Origin of the sequence: Planktothrix sp. FACHB-1365, assembly GCF_014697575.1 — a bacterium.
Lineage (GTDB): Bacteria > Cyanobacteriota > Cyanobacteriia > Cyanobacteriales > Microcoleaceae > Planktothrix.
On the sequence record NZ_JACJSC010000001.1, the window covers coordinates 98112 to 116225 of the forward strand.

An 18114-nucleotide genomic window follows, 5' to 3' on the forward strand; every position below is an offset into this window, starting at 1 on the left:
GTTTCTATAATGATATCATGACAAGACAGAGTATCAACGATATTGTGTAGTAAATTGGGGTCAAATTTAAGGACAATATATCTTTTGTTGCTATAGCGGTGACTCCCCGAGAAGTAGAATAAGAAAAGAAACAGATTGAATAGCTAAAAAGCATGCAGAGTAAGCTGTTCAGCATTTTAGGTTTAATCAAGTCGAGCGACTTATCCCCATTGCTGTCACTCTCCGAAAATCTTTGCCATTTCTAAACTCCAGAGCTTTTGTATAGGAAGCAAGTACCCCTAGTTTGGAATAATAACTTTTATAACTTTTGTGGGTTTTGTAGTCGTATGAGGTAGTATTGATTCTACAGAAGACAATCTTCTTTCTAAACCTACATTACTTGATTATAGCTCAACTTGTATTGAAGATTTAAGATTTATGTTACTGAGTGTCCGTCACAAGTTTAAGTACCTTGTTCATCGTTGGAAAAAATTGAATTTCGTGAGATTATTATTAATTGGTTTTATATCATTCCTCTTGACGTCTGTATTGCTCTATCAAATCGCACCTGCACCTGAAATCCCAATCATCAGCGAAAAATTTAGGAAATTTGAAGAACATAAAAACGACTACAATACGCTTTTTTTTGGCTCAAGCCGAATTTATCGTCATATTATTCCTCGTGTTTTTGATCGGCAAATGGCATCTAAAGGGTATAATATTAAATCCTATAATTTAGGAGTTTCCGGCATGAATTTTGCAGAAACCTATTTTTTTATTCAAAAAATTTTAGAAACTAAACCCCTGAAGGTTAAATGGGTTTTTATAGAAAGTCCTGATTTTGATTTGAATATTGCCGATGAAAATTTAAAAACAGATCGAGTGATCTATTGGCATACAATGGAACATACTTTATGGATATATCAGTTCATTTTAGAATCCGATGTTACCCTGACAAGGAAATTATTTCTGCTCGGAGAACACACAATTCCTTTAATCTATCATATATTTAATATTAGTCAAGCTGATCCCCTAATCCGCAGCTTTATCTTCAGTCAACCCGATCAAAATCCTTATTTAATTCGAGAAAGAGATCGGAGAGATTATAGCTCTCCAGGTGAAGATGGATATTTAGCTTTAGATGATGAAGATCCAACATATACTCAATTTACCCAGCGAAATCAAGATTACTTATCTAATCTCGAATCTTACCAAGAAAAAGTCTTAAAATTAATTGAAAATCAAAAAAACAGTAATCATCGAACTTTCCTTAAACCTCTTGAACTTAGAACGATAAAAGAAATAACCCAACTTATTATAAAAATGGATGCCCAACCGATTTTAATCCTTAATCCTATTTTATCCAATCAAAGTCAATTGGTTATCGCTTCCAAAGGGGGACAAATTTTCCCATTAATTTCTTTTAATGATCCGATAAAATATCCTGAACTCTATGACCCTAAGAATCGATTTGATAGTGATCATCTTAATAAAGCAGGATCGCAAAAATTTACTAAACTTCTGGCTGATCAATTTGCTACCTATCTCAATTCAAAAAATATTAACCCTTAAAATTAAAAGGCTATGTTATTTACAGAGTTTCGATTTATTATCTTCTTTATTATCGTTTTTAGTGTTCATTGGACTTTACAAAAAAATCAACATCGAAAATTTTTTTTACTGCTTTGTAGTTACATTTTTTATGGAGCTTGGGATTGGCGATTTTTATCATTAATTTGGATTTCTACCTTCATTGATTATTGGGTGGGTATTTATCTATCCAAAACCCACGATAATTCCTTAAAAAAGAAATGGTTGATTTTTAGCTTAATCACGAATCTGGGAATTTTAGGATTATTTAAGTATTTCAACTTTTTTACCGCTTCAGCCTCTCAATTTTTTAACTTTTTAGGACTGCCCCTTGATTTTCCAACCCTTAATGTTATTCTTCCTGTTGGAATCAGCTTTTATACCTTTCAAAGCCTGAGTTATTCTATTGATGTCTATCAGGGAAAACTAAAAGCGGTCAACAATATTTTAGATTTTGCTTTATTTGTAAGTTTCTTTCCGCAATTAGTGGCTGGGCCAATTGTTAGAGCCAGTACCTTTTTACCTCAGTTAGAGACATCTCGAAAATTTGAACAGATCCCTTTTAAAGATTGTTTTATTCTATTTTTAATTGGATTTATTAAAAAAGCTTGTATTTCTGATCGCATTTCACCCATTGTAGATCAATTTTTTGATGCTCCAGAAACCTATACAGCCTTTAGTGCCTGGCTAGGTGTGTTGTTATATACAGTGCAAATTTATTGTGATTTTTCAGGTTATACAGACATGGCAATTGCTACAGCTAAATTACTGGGTTATGAACTTTGTATCAACTTTAATTTTCCTTACTTCGCTTCAAATATGAGTGATTTTTGGCGACGTTGGCATATTAGTTTATCAACTTGGTTACGAGACTATCTTTATATTCCATTAGGTGGAAATCGAGGTGGAAAATTAACGACTTACCGAAATTTAATGGCAACTATGGTATTAGGAGGATTATGGCATGGTGCTGGTTGGAATTTTGTGATTTGGGGTACTTTACATGGAATTGCATTAGTTATACACCGCGAATGGTCAGCTTATAAGCTTCAATTTTATGCCCTAAATCAGATTCTTAAAATAATTAGTCCTTTATTAACATTTTATTGGGTTTGTGTCGCCTGGATTTTCTTCCGTTCTGTTAATTTGAAAACAGCTTTAGTAACTTTTAATTCATTTGTTTTATTTCAATCATCGGGAAACAAAACCCTCAGCTTTAATTTAGTTTGGCTTCTGCTCGGTTTAATTATTATTCACTATGCAACGTATAAACACTGGTTCAACTACAAATTAGAAAAACTTCCTAACAGTATATTTGCTATGTTGTATGGGGTAGCTGTAGCTGTTGTGTTGATGTTTGTTGCTTCACAATATTCTGCTTTTATTTACTTTCAATTTTAAGACTTACACAAAAATCGAATTTCTTATCCTTTTTGCGTAAGCCTTGAATTTTCCAAGTCAACCTAACCTATAATCTAAGATGAAATCTTTATAGGAAAGAAGCCTCCGAAAAGTCAGGAGTATACTCATCATTAGATTGTCTTAATCAATCCTTGTTAAAATTAACCAGTAAACCCCAATCCTCAAACTACTCATCTTTTACCGTTTCAACCGTAATAATATCATCCCCCTCTGGACTTTTAGAGGTGTTTAAAATCACAGGTTGAACATCCATTTCTAACGGATCAGGTTTTGTTTTTTTCCGCATGGGTTGAACATTCATCACTAACGGTTCTTCTTGCTTTTTAGGGATCAACGGTTGATGATTAAAGACTAATTTTTCCTCTTCATAATCCACATAAATTGTATCTCCTGTGATAAATTCTTGCTCTAGTAATAAATTAGCAATATGATTCTCTAATTCCCGTTGAATTGCGCGTTTTAACGGTCTAGCTCCATAGACTGGATCATAGCCAATATCTGCTAAATAGTCTAAGGTCGCAGGCGATAATTCAATGGATATTTTTTGATCCGATAATAAGCGTTGAATACGTTTGACTTGAATTGCAACAATATGGCGTAATTCCCCTTTACTTAAGGAATGGAATAGAATTGTATCATCAACTCTATTTAAAAATTCGGGGCGAAAATGCGATCGCAATGCGGTCATTACCCGCTTTACCATTTCCTCATAACGAGATTCATCTCCCGCCACATCTAAAATATGTTCCCCCCCGATATTACTGGTCATCACAATTACGGTATTTCTAAAATCAATAGTTCTTCCTTGAGAATCTGTAATTCTACCATCATCTAATACCTGTAATAAAATATTAAAAACATCAGGATGGGCTTTTTCGACTTCATCAAATAAAATCACCGAATAGGGATGACGTCGCACCGCTTCCGATAGTTGACCCCCTTCGTCATAACCCACATACCCCGGAGGAGCCCCCACTAACCGAGAAACGGCGTGTTTTTCCATATATTCAGACATATCAATCCGAATAATAGACTCTTCACTATCAAATAAAAACTCCGCTAACGCCTTGGCTAACTCGGTTTTTCCCACCCCCGTTGACCCCATAAATAGGAAAGACCCAATGGGACGACCGGGATCTTTCATTCCCGCCCGTGCCCGTCGAATGGCGGCAGCAACGGCGGATACCGCTTCCTGTTGTCCGATCACTCGTTGATGTAAATGACTCTCTAAGCGCAGTAATTTCTGCCGTTCTGACTCCAATAAACGGTTAACAGGTATACCAGTCCATTTCGCAATAATTGCGGCGATATCGGCTTCTGTGACCTCCTCCCGCAACATTGAAGAACCCTGAGATTGTAACTTCACTAATTCCGCTTCTTTCGCTTCCCGTTCTTGATGTAAAACTTCTAATTGACCATATTTTAATTGGGCGGCTTTGTTGAGATCATAAGCTCGTTCTGCTTGTTCAATTTGGACTCGTAATTCTTCTTCTTCTTCCTTCAATTTATTAATACTATCTAACAGCTGTTTTTCCCCTTGCCATTGAGAAGCAAGTTTTTCTTGTTTGGTTTTTAAGGTTTCAATTTCTTCCTTAATTCGGTCTAAACGAATAGCAACTCCTCCATCATTTCTCCGCTTGCTTTCTCCATTGCTTAAATTTTCTCCTTCAATGGATAATTTTTCCATTTCTAACTGCATTACCCGCCGATCAATTTGTTCTAATTCAACGGGTTTAGAGGTAATTTCCATCTTTAATTGGGCTGCGGCTTCGTCAACAACATCAATGGCTTTATCGGGTAAAAAGCGATCGCTAATATACCGACTCGATAACATTGCCGCCGCCACTAACGCACTATCGGTAATTTTTACTCCATGATGGCGTTCATAACGGTCTTTCAATCCCCTTAAAATCGATATCGTATCTTCAGGAGAAGGTTGATCGACATAAACTTGTTGAAACCGTCTTTCTAAGGCCGGATCTTTTTCAATATGTTTACGATATTCATCAACCGTTGAAGCGCCAATACAACGCAATTCTCCCCGTGCTAACATCGGTTTCAGTAAATTACTGGCATCCATTCCCGATGAACCGCTTCCCGAACCTGCGCCAACAACCGTATGTAATTCATCAATAAATAAGACAATTTGTCCTTCAGAATGGGTAACTTCTCTTAATACCGATCGCAGTCTTTCTTCAAATTCTCCCCGATATTTTGCCCCCGCAATTAAACTGCCCATATCCAGGGAAATTAACTGACGATTTTTTAATGATTCGGGTACATCTCCGTTAACAATTCGTTGAGCTAAACCTTCTGCAATTGCGGTTTTTCCTACCCCAGGTTCACCAATTAAAACCGGGTTATTTTTAGTTCTTCTGGATAAACAACTCACCACCCGACGCACTTCTTCATCCCGTCCAATAACCGGATCTAATTTTCCGGCTTTAGCCAATTCTGTTAAATCTTTCCCATATTTTTTTAACGCTTCATAACTGGTTTCCGGGCTTTGGGTTTCAACTTTAGAACTTCCCCGAATGGCTTTAATGGCTTCTTCCAGTTTGGGACGAATAGAAGGAGAACGACTGGGGCGGTCATACCCTGGACGTCCGGGGCGTTGGGCGGTGGGTTGTTCTCCGGCTAAAAGTTTACGGCCAATGCGATCATCTTCGGAGAAGGCGAGGATTAAATGTTCTACGGAGATAAAACTATCTTGTAGCGCCTGACGAGCTTCTTCCGCCTTATCTAAGAGGATATCGAGGCTTTGTCCTAAATATAAATGTTCAATGCGTCCGACTTTGGGTTGACGTTTGGTAAAGGCGTCTAACTGCTGGCCTAAAATATCCGTATCCACTCCCGCCCGACTCAGGAGACTGGTGGCGAGTCCATTTTGTTCAAGCAGGGCGGTGATCAGGTGTTCGACTTCTAAATTCTGATTTTGAAAACGACGCGCTACATCCTGGGACTTAACAACGGCTTCCCAGGCTTTATCTGTAAATTTACTTGGATCGGTTGGTTGCATCGTTGCTGCTAATCAATAAAGGGTAAAAATAATCATCAATATACTGACCCCATTGTAACTATATGTGGGTACAATCTGTTAATCAATGTAGGATGATGGAGAAAGGGCGATCACGTCCATAGCCTCAAAACTTTCGTAGATCTGGTGGAGTGATTTTAAAATGATCCAAAGGCTATATATCCATAACTTTAGATGCTTAGAAAACTTTGAACTGAGCTTAAAGGATATGTCATCAGCTTTATTAATTGGTAAAAATGGAGTCGGGAAATCAACAATTTTTGATGTATTAGAAATTTTTCAATCTATTGGTCGAGGGACGAATAGAGTTCGTGATCTAGTTAAGCCCAAGGATTTCGTTCGTGGTCGCTTTGATGTGCCAATTCGCTTGGAAATAGAAGTATTACTTCACGAAAAATTATATCAATATATTTTGGCTTTTGAGTTACCGAAAAATTTTAAAGAACTTCGAGTTTCTGAAGAAAAACTATTAGTTACAGGAGAGCCAATTTATTCTCGAACTGAGGCTCAAGTAACCCTTCACACCAGTTGGCAAAATTCTGAGGCTCAATTTCTAGTAGATTGGCATTTAGTTGCCCTTCCTATTATTCAAGAGCAATCAGAGACAGATCCCCTTCGGATTTTCAAGACTTGGCTGGCTAGAATGATTATTTTAGCTCCCATTCCCAGTCTGATGACAGGAGATTCCGACGGTGAAACCTTGGAGCCCAAGCGAGACGGTTCAAACTTTGGAGAGTGGTTCTCTGGATTACTGAGTCGCTATCCAGCAGCTTACACACAAGTTGACAAATATCTCCGAGGAGTTATACCTGACATTCAGGACTTTTTGAATGAACAAATTGGCAAAGATTCAAAAAGCATGATTGTCCGATTTGAAGCGAATAATGCAAATCTGAGTGTTGATTTTCAAGACTTATCTGATGGCGAAAAATGCTTTTTTATTTGTGCTTTCGTTTTAGCTGCTAATAAATTCTATGGCCCCCTTTTTTGCTTCTGGGACGAACCTGATAACTATCTTTCTTTATCAGAGGTTGGACATTTTGTCATGTCATTACGACGCTCATTTAACAATAATGGACAAATTTTAGTGACTTCTCATAATGTAGAAGCAATCCGAAAGTTTTCGGATGAAAATACCTTTCTACTGGATCGCAAAAGCCACTTAGAGCCAACTTTAATTAGATTACTCAGTGATATAACTTTTACAGGGGACTTAATTAATACCTTGATTTCTGGGGATATCGAAGTATGAGCGTTAATCGGCATCGACCCCATATTCTTATATTGCCTGAAGATGATGCGAACCGCCAAATTGCTAATGGATTTATTCTTAATCCAAACCTGAATGAGAGTGTGATTCAAGTTCTACCCTATGATCGGGGATGGGAAAATCTTTTGCAGACTTTTATCAATGATCATGTCCCCAAAATTAGGCAATTTCCAGAAAGAAGGATGGTTTTACTGATTGATTTTGATAAGCGTGAAGATCGGTTGAGTTATGTACAGGGTCATATTCCAAATGATTTAATAGAAAGAGTATTTATTCTGGGAGTACAATCCAACCCAGAGAGGTTAAGGACAGTCACCAAGAATACTTTTGAAGGGATCGGAGAAACTCTAGCAAGAGATTGCGTCAACAATACAAATGAATTGTGGGGACATGATCTTCTTCAACACAATCAACCTGAGTTAAACCGGATGAGGTCATCCGTCAAACCTTTTCTATTTATATAAATCACCGAACTAACAAACCACAATAATAAAATATTAGTATCAATTAAAATTACTTTCTACTTATATTTTTTGAATAGTTCATCTATCATAACTCTCGAATTTTCATTGATTCTATTTCTCCGGTTTCAGCATTAATTTTAAATATTTTATATTCTCTGGCATATTGAGGAACTACTTGCAGTAGATTATTAAGATTTACACAATCAAACCCTAATGTAATGAACCAAAATTGTTTATCCTCAGATAATTCAACTTCTTCTAATCTTAAACTTTGAATAGAAGAATCTATCATATCCTGTAAATTATTAAAGTATTTTTGTGCTAAACTCACAGCAGCACGAACATCAATTTTAGGTAAATTTTTAACTGATGATTCCATATTGTTTCCCTCAATGGGTTGAAATGATATCCTAAACAACAATTATATCCCCTCGGTAAAGATATGATATACCACGTTTCTACCCCGGAGAATAGGGATTCCTCGTTTCTAGGTTCTACCTAGAAATGCTTCTCCGGTGGCTCTGCCACCAATAAATAATAGAGGCAGAGCCTCAATAGAGTATTCCCAGGCGGGAGCCTGGGAACAAGAAAAAAGCTTTACATATTAATCTGTTTAATATCTTCTAATGACAGCTTCAATGCCTCTGCTATTTGCTTATCGCTTAAGCCAAACTTTCTTAATTTCTCAATGGTTTCAGTTTGGCTTTGATCTAAATTAACAGAAGAAGGAATAGGACAACTGTTAATAGAGCCTATCGTTACAGTATTATTATGGTTATTCTTACTACCTAAAACTATATTAAAATTTATTTTTCTTTCTAAAACTGATTCAAGATTACTTTTCTTTACTTGTTCTCCAAAAACATCTGATAACATTTGTAAAAGTTCGTGACTGACCTTTTTTACGTGCTTTTCACTATAACCGTAAGTTTCTGCAACGTCAGCATATTTTTGACGATTCAGTATTCCCCTAACAATTCTTCTTTGCAAGTCGTTGAGATGTTTACCTGTTTGGGTATACACAGATTCATCAACGAATTGCAAGATCTGAGGAACTTCCATAGATAGGAATATAAAATCGCTGTTATGAGTATACCCAACTTTTGCCAACTTTTACCAACTTTTACAACCTTTCTTAATAAATTCAAGAAAACCCCTACTTTTTCCAACTTTTTTCGCTGTTCAGTTTGGAGTGAGCAAGTTAGTATAGTTAGCAAGCTAGATAAAAGATAACGAGGTTATTTTATGGCTTTAAAAAAGACTTTATACTGCTGTTTATGCAAACGTAAAACCTTGCATGAAGAAATAAGTTATACGGAAGCATTAGAATATGCACGTGAAAAAAACATTCTTGTCAGAGGGCTTGCCGCATTTTGGGATTATTATCCTCGCGCCAAGCTTATAGGTAAGACTTTACTAGGTTTTGAAGCAGCCATGCAATGCAATTCATGTGGTATGATTCGTGGTTCAGATGATTCAGCCTTTGATTAATCTTCTATGGAATCTCATAATAGTCCATTGATTCCATATTTTTTCCTTAATAGAGGTAGCTTTAGCACAAATTATATCAAGTTGGTAGAGACGTTGCATGCAACGTCTCTACCAACTTGACGTTTCTACACCAATATTTGTAACCTTGACAAGATCACATCCACAAATTAGCAGGATTGTCTTGATCTTCATCCCATTTAGCCGGATTATTAACAATATATTCCTGAATTTTGACTAATGCCTGTTCATCTCGAATGATATGATCATAAAATCGGGGTTGCCATGCGAAATTATCGTAACCATTTTTACGACACCAACGGGTTACAGAAGATTTATAAGCATTAATAATAGCTTGTAAAGAGCCTCGTTTTAAGGGTGCAAATTTGTTAGATTCATCCGTCCCTTGTAGAGACGTGCCATGGCGCGTCTCTCCGTGTTCTTCGTTATGCGATCGCTCAATAACAATAATCCCATGTACATGATTAGGCATAATAATATAAGCATCTAGGTAAACATCCTGAAAATGATTCGGAATGTCTGACCAAAATTTATTGGCAATTTCTCCCATAGCAGAAAATTTAATATTACTGGAAACGATATCACCAAAAAACCACAGTTTATCCTTTGTGCAAATGGTAACAAAATACCAACCACTGGCAGCATAATTATAATAAGGTAATCGTGTAGATTCAATCCGATATTTATTTTTATATAATGTCATCGTTGTCCATCCTATATTTATTTTTATCCTACATCATGGCTATATTTTCTAAACCTCGTAGAGACGAGCCACGGCGCGTCTCTCTCTTAAATTAAATTTATATCAGATCACGGTGGTGTTCCCTAGCTCTCGTAGAGACGAGCCACGGCGCGTCTCTCTCTTAAATTAATATTTATATCAGATCACGGTGGTGTTCCCTAGCTCTCGTAGAGACGCGCCATGGCGCGTCTCTACAGGGGGTTATAGATTGTTTAAAGGATTTTATTCAATCCCTTCAATGCGGTCTTCAACTTCTTGGTATAACTCGCGCAGACGATCTAAATTCTCTTCGCTAGTTTCCCAATAGCCGCGACCATTCACCTCTAACAACGTGCTAATAATCTTGCGGAAGGAATGAGGATTTAAGTTCATCAAACGTTTCTGCATTTCTGCATCTTCAATAAACGTTGTATTCACGTCCTCATACACCCAATTATCCACAGCACCCGCCGTTGCACTCCATCCCATTGTATTAACAAGGCGCTTAGAAAGTTCCCGCACCCCTTCATACCCATGAGATAACATTCCTTCATACCATTTCGGGTTTAATAACTTGGTACGAGCATCCAAACGCACCGTTTCTGATAACGTCCGAACTTGAGCATTTGCTGTTGTGGTATCCGCAATATAAGACGTCGGTTTTTTGCCATCCTTGCGTAAACTGGAAATTAATTTTGTCGGGTCAGAATCGAAATAATGGGAGACATCCGTTAAACTAATTTCCGAAGAATCTAAGTTTTGAAATGTCACATCTGCGGTTTTTAACGCCGACTCAAAGATACTTCGATCTTGTTCCATTGTCCCCGGATTATCAGAATTAAAGGCAAAAGATTTGCGTTTCAAATACATTTCCTGTAACTCAGATTCCTGTTCCCAACTGCTATTTTCAACAGCCAAATTCACATTAGAAGAATAGGAACCGGAAGCATTACTAAACACCCGTGTTGCCGCTTGTCGGACAGAAACGCCTAATTCTTTCGCCTGTTCTAAAGCGTGTTTGCGAACGAAATTCATTTCCAACGGTTCATCAGATTCCGCAGCCATTTTTACCGCTTTATCTAACAGCGCCATTTGGTTAATAAATAAGTCGCGGAACACCCCAGAACAGTTGATCACGACATCAATTCGAGGCCGTCCTAACTCTTCTAAAGAAATTAACTCCAACTTATTCACCCGTCCCAAGGCATCGGGAACAGGTTTAACCCCCACCATCCACATGACTTGAGCCAGGGACTCCCCGTAAGTTTTGATGTTATCGGTTCCCCAGAGGACGACGGAGATGGTTTCCGGGTAATTTCCACCATTTTCGACCTTTTGCCGCTCTAACAGCCGTTCTACGACGATTTGGGCGGACTTGACGGCGGCTGCGGTGGGGATAGACTGGGGATCGAGGGCGTGCATATTTTTGCCCGTCGGTAATACATCGGGGTTGCGGATGGGGTCGCCTCCTGGCCCTGGTAAGATGTATTCTCCTTCTAGTGCTCGCAGCAAGGAACCCAACTCGTTATCGGCGCAAACCTGTTGTAAGCAGAATTCCAAATACTCAAATAACGGTTTAATAGGTTCGGGGTCAACTTTGGTGAAACCGAACTCATGCAGTGCTTCAATCCAGGGTTCTTTTTTACCCATATTGAAGAAGTTGAGTTTGGAGACTAAGGAAACCCGTCCTTCGGCGTCGGTTTGTTCGTTAACTAAGGCGGTAAGTGCTGCGCGACAAGCTTCAGTGATTTTTTGTAATAACTCCACATCCGCTAATACCCCTAAGTTATTATTGCGGTAGAGTTCCTCAATATCGCGGTTGAGGCTATTGGCAATAATTCGGGGTAAACTGAGAAGATTATCTTCTTCGCGGTCAATACTGGCGATATTTACCAGAGTTGAAATCGCTTCTTCAGCCGTGGGCGGTTTCCCAATAACGTGCAAACCACAGGGTAACAACCGCGACTCAATTTCCATTAACCGCCGATAAACCTGTCCAACAATATGATCTCGGTCTTCGGGAGTTAACTCAGAAGCATCTGTTTCTGGGAGGGTGACATCTTGGTCTAAATTCACCAAGCGACACTTATCCATAATACTGTTAACAATAGCCACGCCCCGACCGCTATCTTTTAGGGTTTGATAAGAGGCAATTAACTCGTTGAGTTCTTGCAGTCCTTTATATAACCCCGCGTTTTCTGCTGCCGGAGTTAAATAAGAAATTGTAGCAGCATAACTGCGCCGTTTGGCGATAGTCGCTTCGCTGGGGTTATTGGCGGCGTAGTAATACAGGTTAGGAATACTGCCGATTAAATTATCGGGGTAGCATTCTCCCGACATTCCCATTTGTTTACCCGGCATGAATTCTAATGATCCGTGCGTGCCGAAGTGTAATACCGCGTCCGCTTGCCAGACTTGTTCTAAATAGGTATAGTAGGCGGCAAAGCCATGATGGGGACTGGCTGACCGAGAGAACAACAACCGCATCGGGTCGCCTTCATAGCCGAAGGTGGGTTGAACGCCGATAAACACATTCCCGAACTGTTTACCAAAGATTAACAAATTCTCGCCGTCGGTGTTTAACGTTCCCGGTGGTGGCCCCCAATTTTCATTGAGTCGGTCATAATAGGGGGTTAACCGTTCATATTCGGTAACGGACATCCGATAGGCGATATTCAGTTCTGGGCTTTGATATTGGGCGGTGGCGTCGTGAATAACTTCCTGCATCAGTTTCTCGGCGGACTCTGGCAGGTCGTGAACGTCATAGCCATTGCCTTGTAAGGCTTTCAGCACTTCATAAATTGACCCGAACACATCCAAATAAGCCGCTGTCCCAACGTTTCCTTTATCCGGGGGGAAACTAAAGACGGTAATAGCAACTTTTTTGGCTAATTTGGGTTTTTTCCGCAAATTCGCCCATTTTAAAGCCCGTTGGGCGATCGCTTCAATTCTATCTTGCAGTGCGATCGCTTTTCCGGTGGCCCCATCCCGTCCTGATATAATAATAGGTTCAATGGCGCCATCCAGTTCAGGAATAGCAATTTGCAGCGCCACTTGGATCGGGTGTAGCCCTAATTCGCTTTCTTCCCATTCTTCAGTGGTTTGGAAGACTAAAGGCAACGCCACCATATAGGGACGGTTCAACCGTTTTAACGAGTCTATCGCCTTCGGGTGATCTTGTCGAGCGGGGCCACCCACTAAGGCAAACCCGGTTAACGAGACAATAGTATCGACAATGGGTTGGGGTTGAATACCTTTCGGGGGGTTATCCCAGAAATATTCATCAATGGGTTTAGAAAAGTCTAACCCTCCCGCAAACACGGGTAACACTCGTGCGCCTAACGCTTCGAGTTCCTGTACCATTGCCACATAATGGGCATCATCTCCCGTTACCAGGTGCGTCCGTTGCAGCACTAACCCCACACAGGGGGCGAGGGGATCTTTGGGGTCGTCGGAAATATCGTCGCGGCTATTATACCAGTGAAAATATTCGGTCGCATCCTCGAACATTTTCGGCGCGAGGGGATGCCAAATACCCAGGTCGGGATAGGTTACGGGGTCAGCAAATTGCAGTTTTTCTTTGCCCGTAAACACATATTTTGCCCCTAACATCAGCAGGAAGTTTTCCAAGTTTTCGGAAGAACCGCCTAACCAATATTGGAAGGATAACATAAAGTTGCGAGCGTCCTGGGCTTTATCCATGGGTAGGTATTTCAGGACTTTAGGCAAAGTTTGCAGCAACTTCAGCATCGCGTCTTGGAAAGATCCCCCAGACTGTTCTTTCCGTTTCTTCATGAACTGGGCGATGGCACTTTTGCTTTGTCCCAGTTGCGCCATCGAAAACGTCCCCATTTTGTTGAGGCGCATCACTTGAGGCATGGAGGGGAAGACCACCGCCACATCTAGTGTATCTCGATAGGGAGTTACAGCCTCAACGAGTTTATCGGCTAAATCTTCAATAAAAATCAGGGAGGCTATGAATATATTGGCCTGGGATAAATCTTGTTTAAAACTTTCGTAGTTTTCCGCAGATCGTAACTCTTCGATCAAATAACCGCTAATTTCGATCGCAACATTCGGGTTATTTTTGTTAATGGACTCCACTGCTGCCGATAAGGCGCTTTGATATTGCGCTTCTAACACCACATAGACGACTTTCATCAGTTGTCGCCCGTTCAGGTCATCTGGCTTGATGTGTCTAATGGTGGGTTTTACATAAGTAAACATATCTTAATTTGTTCCTTTTTTGTCTGCTCTCTCTTAAGGTGATCGGCTATGGGCATCGCCAGATCATTCGGGCTTACACAGGCAAGATGCCTGTTCCACTTTGAGTATTGTTACCAGAAAATGGGCATTCTGGGCAAATTTGTCCCCCATTTGCAATAATTCGACAAGAAAAATGTAATTTTTTTTTATATTACTTGACTTTTTACACAGGTTTATTCTTAGGAATTATTTGCAATAACTCAGAATTGATTCATATTTTTTACAGTTTGTTTAAAAATGAGGAGCAACTGCACCAATAATAACCTCTCCCCGTTTTTCTTTTTCGGCGCATTCCTGATTTAACTCTAGGAGTTTCTCTAAGAGATTATCCTCTGGTTTAAAATCATAGGCTTCTATGACCCATTGATCAAGGTTTTGATGCAATTGATATAATTTAGAGGCGGGTTCAGGGTAATATTGATTATAGAGTTGAGTAATTCCCCAGCCTTTTTTCTCCATTTCTTGACTCCGATATTCATGTAAGTCCATAGCTGTTTTTCTAATCGTCTCAACAATCTTTTTACTGGGGGTTTGAGGAAAGGGGAAGGTTTCAAAACAAGTTGTATTAGTATACCTTGTCCGATCTTCTAATGTAGAACTTTGCGCTTTCACCCAAATTCTATGAAGGCTTGATGTTAATATTCCTAAAATATAATAATCATCTGATGCAATTACGGTAATTGAATTATTGGGTAAATATTGAATTGGAGATGGTAAAGGGATAAACCATTTAGAGTGACAAGGAATAAGAAAACAAATAGATAATTTATCTAAAGCTTTTCTCATCGCTTCATTTGTTCGTTTAAAACGCCACCATTTTTCTCTTAAAACAGCCTCTCTGTTGTTTTCTCTTTCAGGTTTGACATGAATTTTTAGATACTCAAAAGGTAAATAGTAATCAGTAATTTCCTCAAGAGACATATTTTGGAAATCAATAATCCAGCGACTCGGTTCAGCATTAGGATTATCAGTTAAATCCGTTGCAGAAATTAATCGTTTAATAACAGTTAGATTTAGATTATTTTGTTTAATCCATTCATCAGCCAGTGTTTGGGAAATAAAAAATCCTTGACTATTAGGTTGAACACCAACAAAACTTTTTTTCAAATTAGCAGATAATTTAACAGCTTTAGATACATCAACTAATGATGTTAAACTAGAATTAATTTGCGGAACAAAATTGCCATCTAAAAAACAAGATTTGACCGGAATTTTACACCAATTGACAATACTAACATAAACGACGGCTTCACCCGACCAAACTTGACTTGATATAGCATTATAAATATGACCCTCATTTTCAATAATATAATCTAAACTCGATTTTCTATTTTTTCCCTGACAAATAGAATTAGTTGCAACTAAACCAATTCTACCCGTTTTCGATATAGAATTATGCGCTAATCTAAACCAATAGCAAGCAAAATCAATTTGCGCTTCCATATCATTAAATTTATTAAATACTTTCTTAGCATATTCATCCCCTAATTCTTGACGAATACGATAACCTCCCAAAAACGGAGGATTACCAATAATAGCATCAGCCTTAACCCATTCCGTAAATAAAGCATCGGTACAAATAATATTTTGATCTAAAGTATCTAAAGGTAAGGAAGGTTCATTTAAACCTAATTTATCGATAGCAACCTTGCGTCCAATCATTAAAGTTACCTTGGCTAATTCTACCGCAAAAGCATTGATATCCATGCCATAAAACTGTTGAGGACTGACCTTTTGAGTATAACCAGAAATATCCTCAAAATTAGCGATTTTCTCGAATAGTATTTTTTCAATATATTTTAACTCTTGATAGGCGACATAGAGAAAATTACCCGAACCACAAGCGGGATCAAGAATTTTATAATCAATTAATTCCCGATATAAATGTTTTAACTCCCTTAAGGTATTCGCTTCACTGATGCGATTTTCCCAATATTCCCGAATGGTGGGTAAAACAATACTTCTAATATCAGATTCTGAGGTAAAATGAATGCCGTGAGCATGACGTTGTTGTTTAGATTTTTTCTGGGTTTTATCGGTATAGTTCAAAGCACCTTCAAATAAATTCCCAAAAATAGAAGGACGGACTTTACTCCAATCTTGACCCGCACAAGCTAATAATAAATTTAACTCCCCGTATTCTAACTTAATCGGATGAATTTCTTGAAATAATCCGCCATTAAAATAGTCTACTCCTTCATAACGTCCATCGGGAACAACCCCGGTTTGATTCATAGCTTGAAACAGTCCCCCTAAAATATCATAAGCATTCTCTTGATCTTCCAGACAATCTTGTAAACAACGGGTAAATATTGCGGGGGGAAGTAAACCAATATCTTCGGCATACATCGCTAAAACACATTGTAAAACAAAACGTTGTGCTTGCAGGGGGGTATATTTTTTAAAATGATTTCTTTCCCCTCGTTCTAATAGAGAATGTAAAACATCTCCTAAACGTCTGGCTGCTTTTTCTGTAATTTCAACTTGATTATTTTTAAATTGAGGACGGAGATTTTTGGCTTCTAAAAAGCTAAATGCTGGAATGCGTCTAGGTAAATCTTCTAAGGCTATGATATCAACCGGGTCATCAGGTTGATTATCAAAATCATAAATATGGAATTCATCAAAGTTACATAAAATTACATAACGGGGGCGATCGCTTTTTTTGATTCTAATATAATATCGTTCAGCTTGGGTGCGATACTCTCGATCTTGAAGATCACTCCCCCGTTTTTTCATCTCAATTAAAACATGATTTTTCCAGAGTAAATCAGCAAACCCCATATTTCCTGATTTCCCGGCTTTTTCAATGCGTTGCTCAAAGGTTGCTCCCGCTTGTAATGCGCCTTCATATCCAAAAGCCTGAAACAAACGATCTAAAAAAATTTGCGCTTGTCCCTTTTCATCTCCAGTTATATACTGTTGACAATAATTAACAAATTGCTGCAAATTTTCTGGTGTAGTGGGCATAAGTACAATCCATGATTAACCCTGGGTTTCATTATATTCCTTAAGGATTAATACATCAACTGGGTTTCTGTATAGGACTGTTTTATTTTTTTTGGTAAATAGTTCCTAGATGTTGAGGTGCGTGCGTTGGCACTTACGCACCCTACAATCTAGGAAAATAATAACAGATTCAGCCAAACAATTGACATTAACTTTCTTTGAGAGAATCTAATCTTTAGTTCCCAAAAGCATCTTTGATGTTATCAACGGTATTCTCAATTGCATTCTTAGTATTGTCTACCGCTTTCTTAGTCCGAGAGGCATCTTGATTGGCTCTTTCTTCAATTCGTCCGCTATCTTTGCTGGCTTTACGCTCTAGGAAACTACTATTGTCCGTTGCTCGATCAACTCGATCAGCATTTTTATTGGCAGTTTCTTTTACCTGATCCTTTGCATTGTCAATGAAGTTTTTGGCTCGTCCAGTATCTTTATTAACTTTGTCTTTAACTTGATTACCTGCGTCTGATATAGTAATCAAGTTAGGAGCGGGATTAGCCATTGCAGCAATGTTCGTTGAGAAAAATATCCCTTGCCAAAAAAAGGCGATCGCTGAGATAAAAAATAAAGTTGTCATCATCCAGCGTCCCACTGTTGAAGCCAATTGGGTAAAATAATTCGGTTTCATAAAATACATTGTTTTGAATTTAACATTTTATTTGTACTTGATCTAGCTGGCTAACTAAATCTTTCCCTAGACATAATTTTTTTGTTCGTAAGTTGCTGAAATAATTCTCTCTTAGGATAGATTATAACTCTTGCAAATTAATTTTGTAGATTATGCTCAAGATAGAATTTATATCAATAGTATCGATAGGGGTTGGATTACAAATGAAAATCCCTATCCTTA

12 protein-coding genes are annotated in these 18114 nt (G+C 38.4%); 5 read left to right on the forward strand and 7 right to left on the reverse strand.

Features of this window, described 5'->3' with window-relative positions:
• The first annotated feature begins 516 nt into the window (after positions 1-516).
• A complete protein-coding gene (locus H6G57_RS00445) occupies positions 517-1551 on the forward strand; it encodes a hypothetical protein (RefSeq protein ID WP_190515136.1) in 1035 nt (344 codons plus the stop codon).
• A gap of 12 nt (positions 1552-1563) precedes the next feature.
• Positions 1564-2970: an MBOAT family protein gene (locus H6G57_RS00450; RefSeq protein WP_190515138.1), complete on the forward strand. Its 1407-nt coding sequence runs from the start codon at positions 1564-1566 to the stop codon at positions 2968-2970.
• A 187-nt stretch (positions 2971-3157) separates the two neighbouring features.
• Here the strand turns inward: H6G57_RS00450 and clpB are convergent, their stop codons facing one another.
• On the reverse strand, positions 3158-6010 hold the full coding sequence (gene clpB / locus H6G57_RS00455) for an ATP-dependent chaperone ClpB (protein ID WP_190515140.1): 2853 nt from the start codon (positions 6008-6010) through the stop codon (positions 3158-3160).
• 160 nt (positions 6011-6170) lie between these two features.
• Here clpB and H6G57_RS00460 point away from each other — a divergent pair, with 160 nt between their 5' ends.
• Positions 6171-7280 (forward strand): AAA family ATPase, encoded by a 1110-nt coding sequence (locus H6G57_RS00460; RefSeq protein ID WP_190515142.1) that lies wholly within the window; start codon positions 6171-6173, stop codon positions 7278-7280.
• Entirely contained in the window at positions 7277-7762 is a 486-nt protein-coding gene (locus H6G57_RS00465; protein WP_190515144.1) for a hypothetical protein, read from the forward strand. Before H6G57_RS00460 ends, H6G57_RS00465 begins: the two co-directional genes overlap by 4 nt.
• 85 nt (positions 7763-7847) lie before the next feature.
• Here the strand turns inward: H6G57_RS00465 and H6G57_RS00470 are convergent, their stop codons facing one another.
• Entirely contained in the window at positions 7848-8141 is a 294-nt protein-coding gene (locus tag H6G57_RS00470) for a hypothetical protein (RefSeq protein ID WP_190515146.1), read from the reverse strand.
• 218 nt (positions 8142-8359) lie between these two features.
• Positions 8360-8824, reverse strand: coding sequence for a hypothetical protein (locus H6G57_RS00475; RefSeq protein WP_190515148.1), 465 nt, complete (start codon positions 8822-8824; stop codon positions 8360-8362).
• 183 nt (positions 8825-9007) lie between these two features.
• On the opposite strand from H6G57_RS00475, the gene H6G57_RS00480 reads away from it, so the two are divergent.
• Positions 9008-9253, forward strand: coding sequence for a hypothetical protein (locus H6G57_RS00480; RefSeq protein ID WP_190515150.1), 246 nt, complete (start codon positions 9008-9010; stop codon positions 9251-9253).
• A 154-nt stretch (positions 9254-9407) separates the two neighbouring features.
• On the opposite strand, the gene H6G57_RS00485 is transcribed toward H6G57_RS00480, so the two are convergent.
• The 4 genes from H6G57_RS00485 to H6G57_RS00500 all read right to left on the reverse strand — a co-directional run bounded on the left by H6G57_RS00485 (position 9408) and on the right by H6G57_RS00500 (position 17892).
• Positions 9408-9974: a transposase gene (locus H6G57_RS00485; protein WP_190515152.1), complete on the reverse strand. Its 567-nt coding sequence runs from the start codon at positions 9972-9974 to the stop codon at positions 9408-9410.
• A 261-nt stretch (positions 9975-10235) separates the two neighbouring features.
• A complete protein-coding gene (locus tag H6G57_RS00490) occupies positions 10236-14219 on the reverse strand; it encodes a magnesium chelatase subunit H (protein WP_190515154.1) in 3984 nt (1327 codons plus the stop codon).
• Between the two features lie 270 nt (positions 14220-14489).
• Positions 14490-17228 (reverse strand): DNA methyltransferase, encoded by a 2739-nt coding sequence (locus H6G57_RS00495; protein ID WP_190515156.1) that lies wholly within the window; start codon positions 17226-17228, stop codon positions 14490-14492.
• 214 nt (positions 17229-17442) lie between these two features.
• Complete coding sequence (locus H6G57_RS00500; RefSeq protein ID WP_190515157.1) at positions 17443-17892, reverse strand: hypothetical protein; 450 nt, start codon at positions 17890-17892, stop codon at positions 17443-17445.
• Between the last annotated feature and the right edge of the window lie 222 nt (positions 17893-18114).